Here is a 19269-nt window from a genome sequence, read left to right on the forward strand (position 1 = left end):
TTCAGACTATGCATCATTTTAAAATCGGATTAAGAACACTTAAAACGGCTATTTCAGTAGCACTTTGTGTCATTATTTGTTGGCTTGTCAAAAGAGATAACCCTGTTCTTGCTTGTCTTGCAGCAGTATATTGTTTACGTACAGACCCAACATCTAGCCTACATTTTAGCAAACATCGTCTATTTGGTACTTTTGTGGGCGTTATCGTTTCGATGCTTTCTATTGTTATCCAACAAATATTTATACGTTCTGTATTCGTTGATGCTTTTGTTGCTTTTTCAGGAGCTATTTTAGTCATTGTTATTTGTAATCTAGCAAAACACCCCGAAGGTATTATTACAGCCATGTCTACATTCTTAATCATTTGTTTTAACACACCTTATACAGAAAGTATTGGTTATGCGATGTTTCGATTATTAGACGTCACAATGGGGGCAACCGTCGCTGTTGTGATTGACTGGCTACTTCCTTCAAAAAAAGTATATACCTCTCATACAAAATGATATATAAACAAATTTGTCACTAACATTTTCCAATATTAGTGACAAATTTTTATTATTTAAAACATTGGCTTTATACGCCTTTTCTCTTTTACGTTTATATAAAAATTGTGTTGGTAGAAAAATCTACCAACACAATTTATTATAGAGATTTTTCACTCTTTACAATACTTTATTTAAAAAATCTTTTGTACGATTATGTTGAGGATTACCAAATACTTCTTCTGGCGTTCCCTCTTCAACAATATAGCCACCATCCATAAATATTACTCTATCCGACACTTCACGTGCAAATCCCATTTCATGTGTCACAATAATCATCGTCATACCATCTTTGGCTAATTGTTTCATCGCTTCTAGAACATCTCCAACCATTTCTGGATCAAGTGCCGATGTCGGTTCATCAAACAATAAAATTTCTGGTTTCATCGCTAAAGCTCGAGCAATGGCAACACGTTGTTTTTGTCCGCCCGATAATGATTTTGGATATACATTTGCTTTGTCTGCTAGTCCAACCATATCTAGTAATTTAATAGCTTCTTTTTCTGCCGTTTCTTTATCCTCTTTTTTCAACTCAACTGGTGCCATAGTAATATTTTCCATAACAGTTAAATGTGGAAATAAATTAAAATGTTGGAACACCATACCAATATTTTCACGAACTTTATTGATATTTACTTTAGGGTCAACTAAATCTTGATTATTCACAATAACATGTCCATCTGTAATATCTTCTAATTTATTTAAACAACGTAAAAATGTACTTTTTCCAGAACCAGATGGACCAATGATACATACAACTTCCCCTTCAGTAACCGTCATATTTACATCTTTTAATACTTCTAATTTCCCATAATTCTTTTTTAAATTTTGAACAGAAACTTTTACTAAATCACTTCTTTTTGTCATCATTTTTAACATCCTCCGGTAAGTTTTTACTAGAAATCTAGTATCACTGTTTCTATTATACTTGATTTATCGGATAACTCAAAAAGAACATCTCTTTACATGTTATAAAATATAACACGCAAATCGCTACTCAGTGATTTGCGTGTTTAAGTTTAATATTTTTACAATGAGTGACGTCGCTTTTTCCATACTTTCTAATGTAATAAATTCATAACGTCCATGGAAATTTTCACCACCAACAAATAGATTTGGTGTTGGTAATCCTAAATAAGAAATTTTTGAACCGTCTGTTCCACCTCTAAATGGTTCAATAATCGGTTCAATGCCTAAGTCTAACATTGCTTGTTTTGCTAACTCAACAATCGACATATCTTTTTCAATAATGTCTTTCATGTTGTAATATTGATCAAAAACTTCTATGAACACACGTTCTTGGTCATAAGACGCATTGACTTCTTTCACAATATCAATGATGTTTTGTTTACGTTGCTCAAACAATTCTTTATCATGATCTCGAATGATATACACCATTTCTGCTTCGTCAATCGTCCCTGTCATATTGTGCAGTAAATAAAATCCCTCATAGCCACTTGTTTTCTCAGGCACTTCTTTTTGTGGTAATTTTCCATCAATCTCCATTGCTACTTTCATAGCATTTACCATTCTATCTTTTGCTGTTCCAGGATGTACACTAGTTCCTTTAATGCGAATAGTTGCTTGTGCCGCATTAAACGTTTCATATTCCATACGCCCAACTGTGCCACTATCCATTGTGTAAGCAAAGTCCGCATGGAATTGCTCCACATCAAATAAGTCGGCCCCTCTACCAATTTCTTCATCAGGACCAAAAGCAATGCGCACATCCCCATGTTGAATATGTGGATTTTTTTGTAAAAATTCGATTGCTGATAAAATTTCAACGATACCTGCTTTATCATCTGCACCAAGAAGTGTATCCCCACTTGTCGTAATCAATGTTTCACCAATATAATTTTTTAAGTTTGGAAATTCTTCCACAGATAAAATATATTGACCTTCTTCATCTAATACAATATCTGAACCTGTATAATGTTCATGAATACGTGGTTGTACATTTTCTGAATTAAAATCCGCTGTATCCACATGGGCAATAAACCCAATCGTTTTAGCATGAGGAACATTCCCTTTATAAGTAGCTGTTAAAAAACCATTTTTTTCATTATAAAAAATATCGTCTAAACCCATATCTTCTAAATCTTTTTTTAATAGCATTAAAAAATCAACTTGCACTTGTGTTGTTGGGACACTCGTACTTTTCGCATCAGAACGTGTGTTTATACGACAATAGCGAATAAAACGCTCTAGTAAATTAGGATACATTTCAATCACCTCTTATTTATTTTAACATTTTCATTTTTTTAAACACATGCCATAAAACAAAACAGAACCCAATAGAAATTAAAATCGTGATGAGCCAACTAAGTGATGAATCTGCTAGAGGTAATGTTTTTGTATTCATACCATAAAACCCAAAAACAATTTCTGGTACGGTTAGTAAAACCGTCCAAATCGTCAATGCTTTCATTGTTGTATTCATATTATTGTCGATAATGGTTGAATAAGATTGTTTTTCTTTTTCTACTAAAATAATATTAATTTCAGACACTTCAATCGCCTGCATAATCTCAACGAGAACATCCTCTAATTTTTCAGATTCTCTATCTGAAAATTGAACAGGACCATAGCCCCATCGACGACGCAATGTGTTTAAAGCAATTTTATTTGCTTTTAAAGAGGTTGATAAATACACAAGTCCTTTTTCGACATTTAGCAAGCGGTAGATTTCACTATTACTTGCATTTTTTCTAAATGATTTTTCAATATTGTCCCATTCTTTATGTAAAATACGTAATTTTTCATGGTATAGAAGTGAAAAATTATACACAACCGAAAAAATCATATGGTATAAACTGTCGTATTCCACTAACTCAAACGAACGTTTTAACAAATGATTGATTTGTGAATAATCTTTATCTTCATTCATGAACGTATACACTTTATTGTCTTTCATAATAAAAATAAGTGGTCTTGTTGTATAGCTTTTAGAATCAGAATCAAAAAATGGCACGTCAAAACTTAACAGTCGAGCATGGTTTTCATCGTCTTCCTCCACACGAGCACTTTCATCAATATCGGTTGCATACTCTAAAAACTCATTCGATAAATCGTCCTGCTCGTTTAAAATTTGCTTATCTTCAATAGATAAACTTTTTATGTTAATCCATTCAACTGTTTCTGCTTTTGTCTCCAATAATGTTCTAGTAATCACATGATTCACTCCTACATAGCTCGTTTTTCATAAATATATTTTGGTTCATCTAATCTATCATCATAATCGACAATAAAATCATAGCCATCAAAGAACCATTCATCTCCAGATTCAATAAAATATGGAATATCATTTAAAATAGTGACAGCATAAGGCCTACTTGGTTCATTCACTTCAAGTGCCAAAGAAAAACTTTCATGTATTGGACTACATCCATATACTTGTCCAAAAAAACGAACGCCTCTCCCTTTTGAAATGCCCATTTCACGTTCATACCACTGTTGAGCTTTTGGTTTTACAATAATATTCATCACTATTTTACCAATCCTTTCTTAAACGCATAAATGGTTGCTTGTGTTCTATCTTCTACTTCCAATTTTGATAAAACATTAGACACATGTGTTTTTACCGTTTTTAATGTAATAAATAATTTCTCTGCAATCTCTTGATTTGAATAACCTTGAGCAATCAACAATAACACTTCGTTTTCTCTTAATGTTAAATCTTCATGTAATTCTTTTTCATGCGGTGCTTGTTGTTGAATTTTCTCAATAATTTGTTTTCCTAAAACTTGTTCACCGGCATATACTTTGTAAATCGCATCAGAAATATCTTGTGCCATTGATGTTTTCAATAAATAGCCTCTAGCTCCTGATTTTAAAGCTGGAAATACTTTTTCATCATCCAAAAAACTTGTGACGATAATAATTTTAGCTTCTGGCCACTGTGATAAAATACACTGAGTAGCTTCAATGCCATCCATTTCTTCCATCACCAAATCCATTAAAATCACGTCCGGTTTTAGTGCCAATGCTTTTTCTACGCCCTCTTTTCCATTACTTGCTTGACCAATAACAGAAATATCCTCCTGTATAGACAAATATGCCGACACACCTAATCGAACCATTTCATGATCGTCTACTAATAATACGCTAATCATCGAAACACCCCTCATCTTATAAAATTTATCATACACTGATTACTCTATTTTATCAATTATATTTTTATATCAATAACCGTCCCTTGATTTTTCACACTTACAATTTTAACCGTTCCACCCAAGCCTGCAATACGCTCTTTAATATTCGATAAACCATAGCTACTCATTTTCAATGTATTCGTATCAAACCCCACACCATTATCAACAACACGCAAATGTATATGCTGTTTGTTTTCGTATAAATACACTTCCAAAGTTGTTGCTTTGGCATGTCTTAATACATTCGATAATAATTCTTGAACAATACGAAACAGGTGATCCTCGACTAAAGTAGACACGTGAACAGATTGAATATCTGAGACAATAGTAATATTCATTTTTGAATCTAATTCTTCTAATAAATACATAACCCCTTGTGAAAGTGACTTATCTCCTAATTTCACTGGCCGTAGATGTAATAAAAGTGCACGCATTTCTTTTTGTGCCTCATTTATGGTATATTCAATCATATTTAATTGATTTTTCAAAGCATCTGATTGATCCTTTGTTAATTGGTTAACAGCAGATAGCATCATCATCGCTGCAAATAGTTGCTGACTTACTGAATCGTGTAATTCTCTTGCAATACGATGTCTTTCTTCTTCTAATATTGTTGAACGTTCTTCTTCACTAATAGGTGTATGTGTATCTGTCCAAATTTTCATATTTTCAGATAACATTTGCATTTTATGTGCCAATGTATTTATTTGTTCATCTAACACATTCGAATACGTCGCAATCATCCCTCTTTTTTGATGACTTTCTGAAAAAATAGCGTGGTGATAGTTACCTACCACTAGCCAATGTAATTTTTGAACCAATCCTCTTTGACTATATTTTAATCCATAGTATAAAAAACTTGCTAAAATCATACTCAAAAAAAGTAAAATACCACCTAAATAAATATAAAAAGGTACTTTATACACACGATATGTCAATAGCTCTAAAAAACGAACATATTGTTTTAAAGCAAAAATGGTTAATGCACATGTTAATGTCATAATACTTAAAATAATGAGGAAAATATTTAACCATCGGAACTGTTTCATCATACACGAATCACCTCAAGATTTCCTAAATAAACAGTTGTCACAATTTTAACTGTTCTTAAAGCAGAGGTATAATTTTCAGAATACACCGTTAATTGCTCATTTGTTAAATAATACTCTTCATTCTCAAACAATACATTTCCTTTTAAGGTACTATGATTCAAAACAACCCCTATCTCAACAGGAACAACAATACAAACATCACCCGCTCCTTTATGAATGACAATAATATTTGCATTATTTTCTAATAAATAGGTGTTACCCAAATCAATCATCGTATCTCCAAACCATGTCACCAAATGTATATCATCCCATTCATACGTTTGTGTTAAACGATTTTCGTTTGTCCACCAATTTCGTTTTTGGACACGTCCATATTTTTGAATGTCTTTATCTTTTACGTGCAATACCATTTTTCTATCGAATTGATGAAATCTTGTCACAATAATATCAACAATGCCTTTCCACACAAAAAAGGAAATAGCCACAATGAGTATTAAAATAGCAAAAAATATCGGATTCAATAAAAAAAACACAAAAAACAATGCTAATGAAACACCTAGTGTCAATTTGCCAATAATGTATTTAAAAAAAGCAATACCTAAACCTGTTGTAATTAAAATCAATGTCACTGTCAGAATATCGACTGTTTTTACAATCGTAAATAGGAGCATCACACTCAAAACGATAACTACAAATAATAGAATACCTGCTATGATTAAAGATTGTTTTGCTGTTTTGTGCTTCATATTATGTTTCACACTCCATCAATTTTTAAATTTCACAATCGTCGCACCATTTCCACCTTGGTTAATCGGCGCAAATTCAAAACTTAAAACGCCTCTATGCTGTTTCAAATGTTTTGTCACGCCTTCTCGAATGGCTCCTGTTCCTCTACCATGAATAATTGTCACTTGTGGATATCCAGATAATATTGCTGCGTCTAAATATCTGTCTAATTCAACAAGCGCATTGTCATAACGTTGTCCTCTCAAATCAAGTTGACTCGTTACTTTAGTTGCACGCCCACCTTTCAAGGTTGGAATATATTTTTTCTGTTTTGGATTTTCTGAATCAATCAAGCGAATATCATGAACAGGTACTTTCATTTTAAGCATACCCATTTGAACGACCCATTCTGTTTCATTGACTTTTTGGTTCAAGATACCTCTTTGTCCATAAGACATTACTTCTACGGAATCGCCAACTTTCAAGTTTTTTTGTCGTTTTGCTTTTTGTAAAACTTTATTTTTCTTCAAACTCTCTTCATGCTTCAGTTGTGATAAAGCCGTTTTCTTAGCAATAAATTCATGTTCTTTAATAACCGCTTTCCCTTGTTCGAGTTGCATACGACGAATATCTGAAATGATACTTTCTGCTTCTTGAGATGCTGATTCAACAATCGCATTTGCTTCTTTTTTCGCACGTTCTTCTAAAGTATCTTTTTCTTCTTCGAATTGACGTTTTTGTTCTTCTACTTCTGCTAGCATTGCTTTTGCTTGTTTCAAGTCTTTTTCAACTTGCTCTTTTTCTTTAGCAATATCTTGTCGCATCGTTTCTAAAGCACTAATCATTTCATTTAAGGATTGTGTTTCTTCATCAATCAACCCTCGTGCTTCTTGTATAATATGTTCATTTAGCCCTAGACGTTTTGAAATATCAAATGCATTACTACGTCCCGGAATACCTAATAGAAATTTATATGTTGGTGCTAATGTTTCCGTATCAAATTCCATACTAGCATTGATGGTCCCCGAACGATTGTATCCATACATTTTCAACTCTGGATAATGTGTTGTTGCAATAACATAAGAACCAACTGTACCAATATGATCCAATATAGCAATGGCTAAACTTGCCCCTTCTTGAGGGTCTGTCCCCGCACCTAATTCATCAAATAGTACCAAACTTTTATGAGTAATTCCTTGTAAAATAGAAATAATATTTGTCATATGAGATGAAAATGTACTCAAGCTTTGTTCGATAGACTGCTCATCACCAATATCGGCAAAAACATTTTCAAAAACAGCAATTTGACTACCTTCATCCACTGGGATGTGTAATCCAGATTGTGCCATTACTTGTAATAAACCCACCGTTTTTAACAAAATTGTTTTACCGCCCGTATTTGGTCCAGTAATCACAATACATTGATACTCTCCACCAAGTAAAACATCATTTTTAACCACCAATTTTGCATCAATTAATGGATGTCTTGCCCCATACAATGCAACTTCATTTTCATCACTAACATCTACATTCATAGCACGAAGTTGTTTCGCATATAAGGCTTTTGCGTTAATAAAATCTAATTCTGCTAAAATTTGATGATTGATATAAATATCCGAAATATGTGGGACTAATAAAGAAACAATTTCCCATAAAATTCTTTCAATTTCTTGTCTTTCTTCTACTTGTAGAGCATGTCTTTTATTATTTAAATCTTGTACTTGTGTTGGCTCAATAAATACTGTTTGCCCCGATGCACTTTGATCTTGAATCGACCCACCAAATGTATGTTTAAATTCTTGTTTTACGGGTAAAACATACCGGTCGTTACGTATAGTAATAACAGCATCTGTTAATTGGCTTTGTTTTTGTCTTAAAATATTTTCAAGAGCTTCCTTCACTTGTTGTTCTGCTCGTTTTTGTGATGTACGAATACGTCTTAGTTCTGGGCTTGCAGTATCCAATACTTCTCCGTCATCTGAAACAGCTTCTTTAATACGAGAAACAACATGAGGTAAGACTACTAATTCTTTTGCTAAATGATGTACTCTTTTTAAAACGATGTCTGCTTCTTCTACTTGAACAAAAAATCGTTCGACTTCTTTTGCTGTTGTTAAAACACGTCCAATGTCTGCTATTTCTTTGGCATTTAATGTAGCACCTATTTCCAATCGTTTCACATGTGGCGTAATATCTTTTAAGATTGGAGAAGGAATACCTCCTTTTAAGCGCAATAATAACACAGCATCATCAGTATCTTCTAAATGTTTCATAACTTGCTCTCTATTTGAAAAGGGGTGTAGAGCAAATACTTTTTGTTTCCCTAATTCACTTGATGTAAAACTAGCTAATTGTTGTAATACTTTATCAAATTCTAGCTTTTTTAATGTTTTTGTATCCATTTTATCTATCTCACCTACTTTTACAATAAAAAAATATCAAGAGTATTTTATCATAAATCCTATATTTACTCAAAAAGGAGGTTATAAAAACCTCCTTATACATACGCTAACCACGTTTTCATAATAATATCTGAAATGATTGGTGTGTGTTGTACAATAAATGTCGCAAATGATGTTCCGCTAAAGACATCTTGAATGCTTTGAATCGGCACAACAGATAATAAAGTAAACAGAAAATATAAACCTATCCAGTTACATACAAAACCTAGAATGGCACCGCCTAAAGTATTCAACTGTTTAATCACAATAATTCGACTTAATTTATTTAAAGTAGCAGCAACAATACGTGTAATAACCCACCCTATAAATAAAATAACAACATAAGCTAGTGCATTATAAAATGTTTTGTCAAATTGAACATTTTTCAATAAATTATATAATGAAAATGCACTTGCTGTAGTATCTGAAGGGTATGGTACAATCATTTCTAATGTTTTCGACAAACTACTATAAAATGTACTTGCAATGAGCAATGTGACAACATATCCTGCCATATGAACAGCTTGTAAAATAAGTCCCCGTCTTGCTCCTGAATAAACACCAATTGCCAATACTAGTAAAATTACAATATTTACCATATCATTCCTCATTTCTTTCTAATTGCTGGAACATAGTCATCATCAGAAAAAAGTGACTGTTCCACTAACATATGCTCTTTTTTTTCAACAGATACATTCACATCTTGGTCGAATGTGTGTACCCCTCTGATAAGCAGCTGTTCTGGATCTTCTAATGTTTTAATTTTTGATTCTAATTGAGCAATTTTTCGTTGTAAACGAATAATCTCTTGTTCTTGAGATAATTGCTTCGATACAGTATTCAGTGCTAATAAAACAGCACAATCCACTTTAGATAATTTAGGGGATTTTTGTTTTAATAAGGTTAGCTGTTCATCTACAAGCTGTGTGGCTACTTTTAAATGCTCATCAGATTTATTTCCAACAATAATGTATGTTTCACCATTTATCACAGCTTTATAACGTCTTTTGCCTGTGTCCATTTTTTCGCCACCTTCCATAACGTCTGTTATTTATAATCTTTTTGTTTATAACCGTAATCATTCAAATAACTTTGTTTGTCACGCCAGTCTTTTTGTACTTTTACCCATAATTCTAAGTAAATTTTATCATTTAGTAAAGCTTCAATATCTCGTCTTGCTCGTGTTCCAATTTCTTTTAATAATCGTCCGCCTTTTCCAATAATAATTCCTTTTTGACTAGAGCGTTCTACAATGATAGTTGCATAAACATGAATTTTACCTTGTTCATTCCGTTGCATTTGATCTACCACAACAGCAACAGAATGTGGTATTTCTTCTTTTGTTAATTGTAACACTTTTTCTCGAATAAATTCAGCAACTACAAAATATTCTGGGTGATCCGTTACTTGATCAGCTGGATAATATTGCGGTCCCTCTGGCAAGTGATTTTTCAAAATCTCTATCATTTCAGGCACGTTATTACCTTGCAATGCAGAAATTGGAATAATTTGTGCAAAATCCATTTCCGATTTATAGGTATCAATAATATCAAGTAAAGCGTCTGGATGTACTAAATCAATTTTATTGATTAACAAATAAACAGGTGCTTTTACTTGTTTTAGACGCTCAATAATATATTTATCACCTCGTCCAATGGGTTCACTTGCATTAACTAAAAAAAGAACAACTTCAACTTCTTTTAAAGCACTATATGCAGCATCAATCATAAATTCACCTAAAGCATGTTTAGGTTTATGAATACCCGGCGTATCCATAAAAATAATTTGACTTTCTTTATCTGTATAAACACCTTGAATTTTATTTCGTGTTGTTTGTGCTTTATCACTCATAATGGCAATTTTTTGACCAATAATACGATTTAATAGTGTCGATTTCCCGACATTTGGTCTACCAACAATCGCCACAAATCCTGATTTAAACTGCTTTTCTTTCATATACTCTCCTATGTTAATAATTTAGGTAAAAAAATCATAATACCTACAATTGCCGCATAAACAGATGCAATAAGCACTGCTCCTGCCGCAACATCTTTTACTTTTTTTGCCCATTCATAATACTTACCTTCTGTTAAAACATCTACTAATGTTTCAGCTACTGTATTTAAAAGTTCTAAAATCAATACGAGTACAATACAATGTATTAACCATAACCACTCTGATATATTACATTGTAATAAAAATCCTAAAGTAATAACAAAGCACGCTGTAATGACGTGCTTTTGCATATTTTTTTCTTCTTTAAACGCCGTTTTAACACCGTGTAAAGCATGATATAATGACTGTAAAAAATGTTTATTTTTTGTCGTTTGCTTATGCACGCCCATCACGACCTAATCCGTACGTTTTCAAAATTTCCTTTTGTAAACTGAACATTTCAACTTCTTCTTCTGGTGTCATGTGATCATAACCATTCAAGTGTAAAAAGCCGTGTAATGCCAAAAAGCCTAATTCTCTTTCAAAGGAATGTCCTAATTCTTGCGCTTGTTCTCTAGCTCTATCAATGGAAATAATAATATCTCCAATGTGATGTGGAAACATACTATCAATTTTTTCTAAATCAATGGCTACTTCTCCATCTACCTCATCATCTAACGCAAAGCTAATGACATCCGTAGGCATGTCTTTACCTCTATACTCTTTATTTATTTCTTGAATACGTTTATTATCCACAAATGTCACTGAGCATTCTACTTGTTCAGGTAAAGATAAATACTCACTTGTAAAAACGATAATCTCCTCAACTAAATCTGCATGCTCCGAAGAAACCTGATTGGTTTCATCAATCAAATCAATGTTCATTATATTATCCTCTCTATTTTTTTAATTTTGGGTATTCAACTCTTGTATGATAGCTGCTTGATAACCCAGTAATAAGTGAATCTTCTACAATTTTTAATTCTTTCATTGTAATTGGGCAATCATCAAATTGTCCATCTGTTATTCTTGATTGTATCGTTCCTTTGACCAAATCACGAATTGCTTCAAAGCTAGGATTTTTCATTGATCTTGCCGCTGCTTCAACTGTATCAGCAATACTAATCACCGCAGCTTCTTTTGTTGTCGGTCTTGGCCCTGGATAACGAAAATCTTTTTCATCAACAGTATCATCATCTTCTTTAGCAGTCACATAAAAATATTTCATGATTGTTGTACCATGATGTTGTGCACAAATATCAATGATACTTTGTGGCATACCAGCTTCTTTCAACATCTCTACACCGGCTGTAACATGTTCAAAAATAATATCACGGCTTTCTTGAGGTGTTAATAATTTATGCGGATTTTCCATACCACTTGGCAAGTTTTCCACGAAAAACATTGGCTTTTTCAATTTACCAACATCATGATAATAACATGCCACCCTTGTAAATAAGGAATCTCCACCAATCAACTCAACAGCATTGGCACTTAAGTTCGCCACCATAATACTATGATGATATGTTCCCGGTGCTTTAGCAATCAATTCTTTTAACATCGGCTGATTCGGATTGGATAATTCCAACATGCGTAACACAGCTTTATCTTCAAATAAAATATCAAAATACGGCTGCCCAATACGCAAAATACCAATTGTTAAAATCGCATTTAAAATACTGTATAGCATCATTTGAATGAATGTATTTGATGTAATCGCAATATCATGGAAGAATGCTAATGCAATAATAAAACCAACATTCAAAATAAGTAACACAATAAAGTGTTGTAATAATGGTTTTTTACGTTTGCCAGAAACGACAACCGTTGAAAACATTGCAATGAGTGCATAAAATTTCCAAACAAGCTGTGTTTGAATGGTATTGCCTCCATCTCCTAAGAAGAAACACAGTGTCACTAGGAAGCTTACACACAAAATTGCCAAACGACGTTTTGCCTTAGGAATTAAAAACAATGGAATCACACCAATTGGAACAATAAGTGAAAAATATTCTAATCCAGATTTTTGCACTAAATTGGCTACTAGCACAAGTCCAGTTAGCATTACCATAAGTGTCGCGTACATATTCACATATAGATGTCTTTTCGTATTTGTTTTTGCTTGTTTACAAATGAAGTACCACACTAAAGAAAACTGCATCACTAATACAATCGAACAACCAATCAATAATTGATTGTTATAAGTATTATTTGTCATGCCCAATAGTGTTAGTTTTCGATAAGCTGTTGCTCCAATGGCTTCGCCTTCACGTACAATTACTTCACCTTGTGTAATCATAACAGGTAAAACCCCTGCTTTAGCACGTTCACCTTCTAAAATTGTTGCTTCCTTATTCACAACCATTGTTGCGACAATCGCTGGTCTTACTAATTCTGTCACTGTTTCACGTACATCGTCAAAATACGTTAATGTCAATATTTGCGCATTTGCTTGAGATTGTGATTTGGCAATATCCGTCGGATAAATATCTTCTTTTAAAATCTGTTCAACGACTTTTTTTGTCAATGTTTCATACGTTTTATAATCTGTTTCTGAAGCTACTAATAATTTTTTGATTAGTGCCTCTGAAAAACCGTATGCGTAATTATGAATGATTTTGTTTTCATCATTTAAACTTGTAAAAAATCGCGAAATAATATCTGCTGTTTTTTGTGCAATCGGAATGGTTGCATCTGCTGATTGTGCTAATTCTTTTCTGAAATTTGTAATAATTTCAAAAAACTTAGTCACTTCTCCTAATTTTTTAACAGCAATCGTTTCATCATTTTCATAAATATCTTGCACATTTTTCGCAACGGCTGCTTTTGCTTTATCAGTTGCTTCTATATCTTCAATGGTTTTGTTTGCCCGAATAGTTTGTGTCGCAACCGAATTTAATGTAATGGCTGTTTCTGTAGGTTTAACGATTGGATAACTCATCAAAAGCAAAATAGCTGTCGTCACTAATAACACAAAGGGCACATAAAAACTACCTAATTTTTCATCAAATTGTCGAATAAATTTTTTGAACACCGAATTATCCCTCCTCATACACTACTCTTCTTTCTTTTGATTTTGAGTGCCATACGCTTGAATAATACTTGCTACTAAAGGATGACGCACCACATCATGTTGATCAAATGTCACAAAGCGTATATCTTTCACACTCGCTAATTTTTCTTGTGCATCAATCAATCCACTTTTAACACCTTTGCCCAAATCTATTTGGCTAATATCTCCATTTACAATCATTTTTGATCCAAAACCTAAACGAGTTAAGAACATCTTCATTTGCGCAATCGTTGTATTTTGCGCTTCATCTAAAATAACAAATGAATCTTCTAGTGTTCGTCCTCTCATATAAGCCAAAGGCGCTATTTCAATTACACCTCTATCCATTAAACGTGTGGTTTGCTCCATACCTAACACTTGATATAACGCATCATACACAGGTCTTAAATAAGGATCAACTTTCTCTTTCAAATCTCCAGGTAGAAATCCCAGATTTTCTCCAGCTTCTACGGCAGGTCTTGTTAAAATAATTTTTTTCACATCTCCATTTTTTAAAGCGTTAATTGCCAAAACAACTGCTAAAAATGTTTTACCAGTTCCTGCTGGTCCAATCCCAAAAACAATATCGTATTTTTTAATCGAACGAACATATTGTCTTTGCCCAAAATTTTTAGCACGAATAATATCTCCCTTTGTTGTTTTTCCGACTTCATCGCTATACAACTGTTCAAATGCGTCTAATCTTTGTCTATCTAATAATTTTAATCCTGTCACAACATCTGCTTCAGATAAATGCATTCCTTTTCTAATCAGCCATAATAATTTTTCAAGTAATGAAATTACTTGTTCAACAGATTGTTGTTCTCCTGAAACATGAATAGCTTCGCCTCTAGTAGAAATATCCACACCACAATGCTTTTCAATCATTTCCACAAACTTATGTTCAACACCAAATAAGGCTATTTGCTCATTCATATCTGACACTGTCAGTGTTTCACGAATATGTTCCAATAAGATACCTTCTTTCAAGAATACTTCTCTTTATTTTAACATAAATCATTTAAAATATGAATAAAAACAGCCGTAAACAAGATGTTTACCGCTGTTTTATCATTATTGCAATAACTCTTTCACTAATTTGTTGACAATATTCCCATCAGCTTGACCTTTTAATGTTGCCATTGCTTTTCCCATGACTTTTCCAAAATCACTTGCAGATGTTGCACCAACTTCTTGAATGATTGCCTTTAACACTTCTTTTACTTCATCTTCTGATAACTGTTCTGGCATATATTGTTCCACAACGCCAACTTCAAATTGTGTTTTTTCTGCCAAGTCTGTTCGACCCGCTTTTTCAAATTCACGAATAGAATCTTTTCTTTGTTTTAATTCACGAGATAATATCGTTAAAGCCTCATCATCTGTTAAATCTCTACCTACTTCAATCTGTTCTTTTTGTACAGATGCTTTCAACATGCGAATGACAGATAAACGTTCTTTATCTTTGGCTTTCATTGCTTCTTTCATATCTGTATTTAATTGTTCCATTAGTGTCATATACACACTCCCTTTCTTTTATTTACAAAACAGGCTGAGCGATGCTCAGCCTGTTTTCACTATTATTAGAACTTACGTTTACGTGCTGCTTCAGATTTTTTCTTACGTCTTACACTTGGTTTTTCATAGAATTCACGTTTGCGAACTTCTTGTAGAGTACCAGTTTTTGACACATTACGTTTAAAGCGACGAAGAGCATCATCAAGCGTTTCGTTTTTACGAACAACTGTTTTTGACATAATAGCTTCCCTCCCTCCGAACACTGTGTGTAACGATTCTTTAAATATAAAGTTATCTAATATGTAAAGAAATTGTTCCCATATATTATACTAAACATTCCTAAAAAACGTCAAGTTTTATTTTATAGAAATTCTAATTTTTTTGTTCAATAAGCCATAATAGACTGCTTTTATGAATATATTTCCACCACAAAAACATCGAGTATCTTATCAGAATTTATCAATATTTACATACTCATTTCTATATGCTCTATAACCGACATATTCGTATTCTAATACGCATATTATCTCATTGTAACAAATTCTTCAGAACCTGTAGGATGAATAGCAATGGTATTATCAAAATCTTTTTTGGTTGCTCCCATTTTCATCGCTACGGCAAACCCTTGTATCATTTCATCGACACCATATCCAATACCATGTAACCCTACTACTTTTTCATGTTCACCTTGTGTGATAAGTTTCATTTTTACAACTTGTCTATGGTCGGTCACAGCCGTGTACATAGAAGCAAATTCTGCCGTATATACTTTAATTTCTTCTTTTCCAAATTCATCAATAGCTTGCTTTTCTGTTAAACCAACCGATCCAATGGCAGGATGTGAAAAAATAACAGTTGGAATTAAATGGTAATCTAATTTTTCATTTGTTTTACCATTAAACAATCGTTCTGATAAACGTCTACCTGCAGCAATCGCAACTGGCGTTAAAGCCGGTCTACCTGTCACATCTCCTACCGAATACACACCAGAAACAGTTGTGTTTTGATAATCATCTGTTTTAATAAACCCTAACTCATCTACAACAATATCTGTATTTTCAAGTCCTAATTTATGCGTATTTGGCGTTCTTCCAGTTGCCCAAATCACACGTTCTACATCAATCGCTTGCCCTGTTCTTGTTGTTAGTGTTAATAAACCGTCAAGACGTCTATGTAGAGATTTTGTAATGGCATGTTTATGAAGTACGACACCACTTTTTTCCATTTCAGATACTAAAGTATCCGATAACATATCATCAAAATAACGTAATGGTTTATCTCCTCGAACTAATAAATCAACTTTAACCCCTAAACTATTTAACACACCTGCTAGTTCGACCGCAATATACCCCGCACCCACAACAGCAACCGACTTAGGCAATGTCGTCCAACCAAAGAAATCATCCGATGTTTCTCCTAACTCCACACCTTCTACATCAGGCACACTTGGTTTACCTCCCGTTGCAATCAAAATATGTGGTGCTGTATAAAACTCGCCATTCACTTCTAATGTGTGATTGTCAATAAAACTTGCTAATCCATCAATAACTTGGACCCCATTTTTGTCAAAAGTGCGTGTATAAGATGCTCTGGATCTTTCAATGTAGGCATCTCTGTTTTTTAATAAAGTTTCAAAACGAAATGTGTTATCAACTGTAAAGCCATATCCTTTAGCATACAAATTTAATGTGTCCGCTACTTGAGCACCGTACCACATAATTTTTTTAGGTACACATCCAAGATTCACACATGTTCCACCTAAATGACTTTGCTCTATCACAACAACTTTTGCACCATACATAGCAGCACGGTTTGCAGAAGCGATACCTCCACTACCTCCACCAATAACAATATAATCTACTTTATGCATAAACATGTATCTCCTTTGTTTATTCTTCTTCCTTAATTATCCATAAAAACAATAAATTGCCTACTACTTTGCTCAAAAACATAAGACAAATTGTTATACAACACAAATCTCTTTTGTTTTATAACACACGAAAACGTTGATTTATTAACGTTTATCTGTTTCTTTTATATTGACTTCTGTTATATAAGATGATACTATTTCCCCAACAAATCAAAAGGAGATATAACTATGAAGAAAAAATTGATGCTATTATTTAGCTTTCTATTTATCTTTACATTAACTGCTTGCTCTCAAAAAACAAATGAAAAAGCAACAGAAACAACTAACAAAGAAAGTGTTTGGGAACGCGTCCAAAAAGCCGGTGTATTAAAAGTGGCTACACCCGGAACACTCTTTCCAACCTCTTACTATAATGACAATAAAGAACTTGTCGGTTATGAAATTGACATGCTAAAAGAAATTGGAAAACGTTTAAACATCAATATTGAATTTGTTGAAATCGGTGTTGCCGAAGCTTTCACATCTGTTGATAGTCAAAAAGTGGATATTGCTGTCAATAATTTTGACACAACGCCTGAACGTTTAAAAAAATATCATTTTTCAATCCCTTATAAATATTCTGTTGGTGGCATGATTGTTAGAGAAGACGGCTCATCAAATATCGGAAAAGCTGATTTAACAGACTGGACTGGAAAAAAAGCCGGTGGTGGTGCAGGAACACAATATATGAAAATCGCCGAAAAACTAGGAGCAGAACCTGTTATTTACGACAATGTAACAAATGATGTTTACTTACGTGATGTGTCTACCGGACGTACCGACTTTATTCCAAATGACTATTACACACAAGTAATCGCTGTAGCTTGGGTAAAACAAAAATTCCCAGATATTAAAGTTAAAATGGGCGATGCAAAATATAATCCAACAGAGCAAGGTATCGTTATGTCAAAAGAAGATACTTCTTTAAAAACAAAACTAGACGAAGTAATTGAAGCCATGAAAAAAGACGGTTCTTTAAAAGCTATTTCCGAAAAATATTATGCAGGTCAAGATTTAACACATCAAGCAGAAGATGTAAAATCACTTCCCGTAGTAGACGTTTCAAAATAAACATATCCCCACTTTTTAAGTGGGGATACTTATTCAGGAGGAATTTCATTGATAAACTGGCAAGCATTTTTTAATGTAGAACTCGCACAAAAAGCTCTCCCTATCATTTTAGAAGGGCTACCCTACACTTTATCTCTATCGCTTATTAGTTTTTTACTAGCAAATATTTTTGGTTTTATAATCGCCTTAATGAAAATGTCCACCTTTACACCTTTACGTTGGATCGCAAACATACATATTTCATTGATGCGAGGCACACCATTGATGGTATTACTTTTTCTCATTTACTTTGGCTTGCCATTCATGAAAATCCAATTTGATGCCATTACAGCTTCTATCATTGCTTTTACAATGATGTCGAGTGCCTACACATCTGAAATTATCCGTGCGGCACTATTGTCGATTGATAAAGGACAATGGGATGCTTCTTATTCATTAGGATTAAATACATGGCAAATCTTTAAAAAAGTCATTGTCCCACAAGCAATACGTATTTGCGTGCCGTCTTTGAGTAATGTTTTATTAGATATGGTAAAAGGTACGTCATTAACAGCGATGATTACTGTACCCGATATTTTTAATAAAGCAAAAATTGTTGGAGGAGCTAATTCCGACTATATGACAGCATATATCGTTGTAGCACTAGTTTATTGGGTAATTTGTACTAGTTACGCCATAGGACAAAATTATTTAGAAAAAAGATTTTCCATTTACTAAAAACGAGTTGAAACGATGCTTTAAAGGCTCTTCGTCAAATTGTGTTGGTGGAGAGAAATAGTGAGTATGTTGGTAGTGAATGGCATTAACCATTCACTACCTTTTTCACATTCTTTTTCTGCCACTGAGAATGGTGTTGTATGATTAAAATA

At 33.3% G+C, this 19269-nt stretch carries 21 protein-coding genes; 3 read left to right on the plus strand and 18 right to left on the minus strand.

Annotated features, from left to right (window positions below; genetic code table 11):
• Window positions 1-8 precede the first annotated feature (8 nt).
• Window positions 9-503 (plus strand): aromatic acid exporter family protein, encoded by a 495-nt coding sequence (locus GMA06_RS05225; RefSeq protein WP_163545467.1) that lies wholly within the window; start codon window positions 9-11, stop codon window positions 501-503.
• A 159-nt stretch (window positions 504-662) separates the two neighbouring features.
• Here the strand turns inward: GMA06_RS05225 and GMA06_RS05230 are convergent, their stop codons facing one another.
• The 18 genes from GMA06_RS05230 to gorA form a co-directional block, all read right to left on the minus strand.
• Window positions 663-1409: an amino acid ABC transporter ATP-binding protein gene (locus tag GMA06_RS05230; protein ID WP_163561939.1), complete on the minus strand. Its 747-nt coding sequence runs from the start codon at window positions 1407-1409 to the stop codon at window positions 663-665.
• A gap of 126 nt (window positions 1410-1535) precedes the next feature.
• Entirely contained in the window at window positions 1536-2768 is a 1233-nt protein-coding gene (gene pepT, locus GMA06_RS05235) for a peptidase T (protein WP_163545466.1), read from the minus strand.
• A gap of 16 nt (window positions 2769-2784) precedes the next feature.
• On the minus strand, window positions 2785-3717 hold the full coding sequence (locus tag GMA06_RS05240) for a magnesium transporter CorA family protein (RefSeq protein ID WP_163545465.1): 933 nt from the start codon (window positions 3715-3717) through the stop codon (window positions 2785-2787).
• Between the two features lie 11 nt (window positions 3718-3728).
• A complete protein-coding gene (locus GMA06_RS05245; protein ID WP_163561926.1) occupies window positions 3729-4028 on the minus strand; it encodes an iron-sulfur cluster biosynthesis protein in 300 nt (99 codons plus the stop codon).
• A 2-nt stretch (window positions 4029-4030) separates the two neighbouring features.
• Window positions 4031-4657 carry a response regulator transcription factor gene (locus GMA06_RS05250; protein ID WP_163561927.1) on the minus strand — a complete coding sequence of 209 codons (627 nt, stop codon included), beginning with the start codon at window positions 4655-4657 and terminating at the stop codon, window positions 4031-4033.
• A gap of 56 nt (window positions 4658-4713) precedes the next feature.
• Window positions 4714-5748 (minus strand): sensor histidine kinase, encoded by a 1035-nt coding sequence (locus GMA06_RS05255; RefSeq protein ID WP_163561928.1) that lies wholly within the window; start codon window positions 5746-5748, stop codon window positions 4714-4716.
• Window positions 5745-6494 carry a cell wall-active antibiotics response protein LiaF gene (liaF, locus tag GMA06_RS05260; RefSeq protein ID WP_163561929.1) on the minus strand — a complete coding sequence of 250 codons (750 nt, stop codon included), beginning with the start codon at window positions 6492-6494 and terminating at the stop codon, window positions 5745-5747. The genes GMA06_RS05255 and liaF overlap by 4 nt, the downstream gene beginning before the upstream one ends.
• 18 nt (window positions 6495-6512) lie before the next feature.
• Entirely contained in the window at window positions 6513-8876 is a 2364-nt protein-coding gene (locus tag GMA06_RS05265; RefSeq protein ID WP_163561930.1) for an endonuclease MutS2, read from the minus strand.
• A gap of 95 nt (window positions 8877-8971) precedes the next feature.
• Window positions 8972-9514: a CvpA family protein gene (locus GMA06_RS05270; protein ID WP_163545459.1), complete on the minus strand. Its 543-nt coding sequence runs from the start codon at window positions 9512-9514 to the stop codon at window positions 8972-8974.
• Between the two features lie 8 nt (window positions 9515-9522).
• On the minus strand, window positions 9523-9936 hold the full coding sequence (locus tag GMA06_RS05275) for a cell division protein ZapA (RefSeq protein ID WP_163545458.1): 414 nt from the start codon (window positions 9934-9936) through the stop codon (window positions 9523-9525).
• 26 nt (window positions 9937-9962) lie between these two features.
• The gene (era, locus tag GMA06_RS05280; RefSeq protein WP_163561931.1) at window positions 9963-10871 is read right to left on the minus strand and encodes a GTPase Era; all 909 of its coding nucleotides are present in this window, start codon (window positions 10869-10871) and stop codon (window positions 9963-9965) included.
• A gap of 8 nt (window positions 10872-10879) precedes the next feature.
• Complete coding sequence (locus GMA06_RS05285; protein WP_163561932.1) at window positions 10880-11260, minus strand: diacylglycerol kinase family protein; 381 nt, start codon at window positions 11258-11260, stop codon at window positions 10880-10882.
• Complete coding sequence (gene ybeY, locus GMA06_RS05290; protein ID WP_163561933.1) at window positions 11247-11735, minus strand: rRNA maturation RNase YbeY; 489 nt, start codon at window positions 11733-11735, stop codon at window positions 11247-11249. Before ybeY ends, GMA06_RS05285 begins: the two co-directional genes overlap by 14 nt.
• A 13-nt stretch (window positions 11736-11748) precedes the next feature.
• Window positions 11749-13884 carry an HDIG domain-containing metalloprotein gene (locus GMA06_RS05295; RefSeq protein WP_163545454.1) on the minus strand — a complete coding sequence of 712 codons (2136 nt, stop codon included), beginning with the start codon at window positions 13882-13884 and terminating at the stop codon, window positions 11749-11751.
• A 21-nt stretch (window positions 13885-13905) separates the two neighbouring features.
• Window positions 13906-14838, minus strand: coding sequence for a PhoH family protein (locus GMA06_RS05300; protein WP_163561940.1), 933 nt, complete (start codon window positions 14836-14838; stop codon window positions 13906-13908).
• 138 nt (window positions 14839-14976) lie between these two features.
• Window positions 14977-15420, minus strand: coding sequence for a GatB/YqeY domain-containing protein (locus GMA06_RS05305; protein WP_163561934.1), 444 nt, complete (start codon window positions 15418-15420; stop codon window positions 14977-14979).
• 65 nt (window positions 15421-15485) lie between these two features.
• Window positions 15486-15659 (minus strand): 30S ribosomal protein S21, encoded by a 174-nt coding sequence (rpsU, locus tag GMA06_RS05310; protein ID WP_135125629.1) that lies wholly within the window; start codon window positions 15657-15659, stop codon window positions 15486-15488.
• Between the two features lie 284 nt (window positions 15660-15943).
• Window positions 15944-17290 carry a glutathione-disulfide reductase gene (gene gorA / locus GMA06_RS05315; RefSeq protein ID WP_163561935.1) on the minus strand — a complete coding sequence of 449 codons (1347 nt, stop codon included), beginning with the start codon at window positions 17288-17290 and terminating at the stop codon, window positions 15944-15946.
• Window positions 17291-17518: 228 nt separating this feature from the next.
• On the opposite strand from gorA, the gene GMA06_RS05320 reads away from it, so the two are divergent.
• Window positions 17519-18400 carry a transporter substrate-binding domain-containing protein gene (locus GMA06_RS05320; RefSeq protein WP_163545451.1) on the plus strand — a complete coding sequence of 294 codons (882 nt, stop codon included), beginning with the start codon at window positions 17519-17521 and terminating at the stop codon, window positions 18398-18400.
• Window positions 18401-18448: 48 nt separating this feature from the next.
• Window positions 18449-19117, plus strand: coding sequence for an amino acid ABC transporter permease (locus GMA06_RS05325; RefSeq protein ID WP_163561936.1), 669 nt, complete (start codon window positions 18449-18451; stop codon window positions 19115-19117).
• Window positions 19118-19269 lie beyond the last annotated feature (152 nt).

Source organism: Granulicatella sp. zg-84, from assembly GCF_010892375.1.
Lineage (GTDB): Bacteria > Bacillota > Bacilli > Lactobacillales > Aerococcaceae > WM01.

Bases quoted from the DNA above. Each gene is read 5' to 3' on its own strand.
- gorA (WP_163561935.1), bottom strand. From the start codon at position 17,290: ATGCATAAAGTAGATTATATTGTTATTGGTGGAGGTAGTGGAGGTATC.
- GMA06_RS05320 (WP_163545451.1), top strand. From the start codon at position 17,519: ATGAAGAAAAAATTGATGCTATTATTTAGCTTTCTATTTATCTTTACA.
- GMA06_RS05305 (WP_163561934.1), bottom strand. From the start codon at position 15,420: ATGACACTAATGGAACAATTAAATACAGATATGAAAGAAGCAATGAAA.
- liaF (WP_163561929.1), bottom strand. From the start codon at position 6,494: ATGAAGCACAAAACAGCAAAACAATCTTTAATCATAGCAGGTATTCTA.
- GMA06_RS05255 (WP_163561928.1), bottom strand. From the start codon at position 5,748: ATGATGAAACAGTTCCGATGGTTAAATATTTTCCTCATTATTTTAAGT.
- rpsU (WP_135125629.1), bottom strand. From the start codon at position 15,659: ATGTCAAAAACAGTTGTTCGTAAAAACGAAACGCTTGATGATGCTCTT.
- GMA06_RS05265 (WP_163561930.1), bottom strand. From the start codon at position 8,876: ATGGATACAAAAACATTAAAAAAGCTAGAATTTGATAAAGTATTACAA.
- era (WP_163561931.1), bottom strand. From the start codon at position 10,871: ATGAAAGAAAAGCAGTTTAAATCAGGATTTGTGGCGATTGTTGGTAGA.
- GMA06_RS05270 (WP_163545459.1), bottom strand. From the start codon at position 9,514: ATGGTAAATATTGTAATTTTACTAGTATTGGCAATTGGTGTTTATTCA.
- GMA06_RS05225 (WP_163545467.1), top strand. From the start codon at position 9: ATGCATCATTTTAAAATCGGATTAAGAACACTTAAAACGGCTATTTCA.
- GMA06_RS05275 (WP_163545458.1), bottom strand. From the start codon at position 9,936: ATGGACACAGGCAAAAGACGTTATAAAGCTGTGATAAATGGTGAAACA.
- GMA06_RS05250 (WP_163561927.1), bottom strand. From the start codon at position 4,657: ATGATTAGCGTATTATTAGTAGACGATCATGAAATGGTTCGATTAGGT.
- GMA06_RS05285 (WP_163561932.1), bottom strand. From the start codon at position 11,260: ATGGGCGTGCATAAGCAAACGACAAAAAATAAACATTTTTTACAGTCA.
- GMA06_RS05230 (WP_163561939.1), bottom strand. From the start codon at position 1,409: ATGACAAAAAGAAGTGATTTAGTAAAAGTTTCTGTTCAAAATTTAAAA.
- pepT (WP_163545466.1), bottom strand. From the start codon at position 2,768: ATGTATCCTAATTTACTAGAGCGTTTTATTCGCTATTGTCGTATAAAC.
- ybeY (WP_163561933.1), bottom strand. From the start codon at position 11,735: ATGAACATTGATTTGATTGATGAAACCAATCAGGTTTCTTCGGAGCAT.
- GMA06_RS05245 (WP_163561926.1), bottom strand. From the start codon at position 4,028: ATGAATATTATTGTAAAACCAAAAGCTCAACAGTGGTATGAACGTGAA.
- GMA06_RS05300 (WP_163561940.1), bottom strand. From the start codon at position 14,838: ATGAATGAGCAAATAGCCTTATTTGGTGTTGAACATAAGTTTGTGGAA.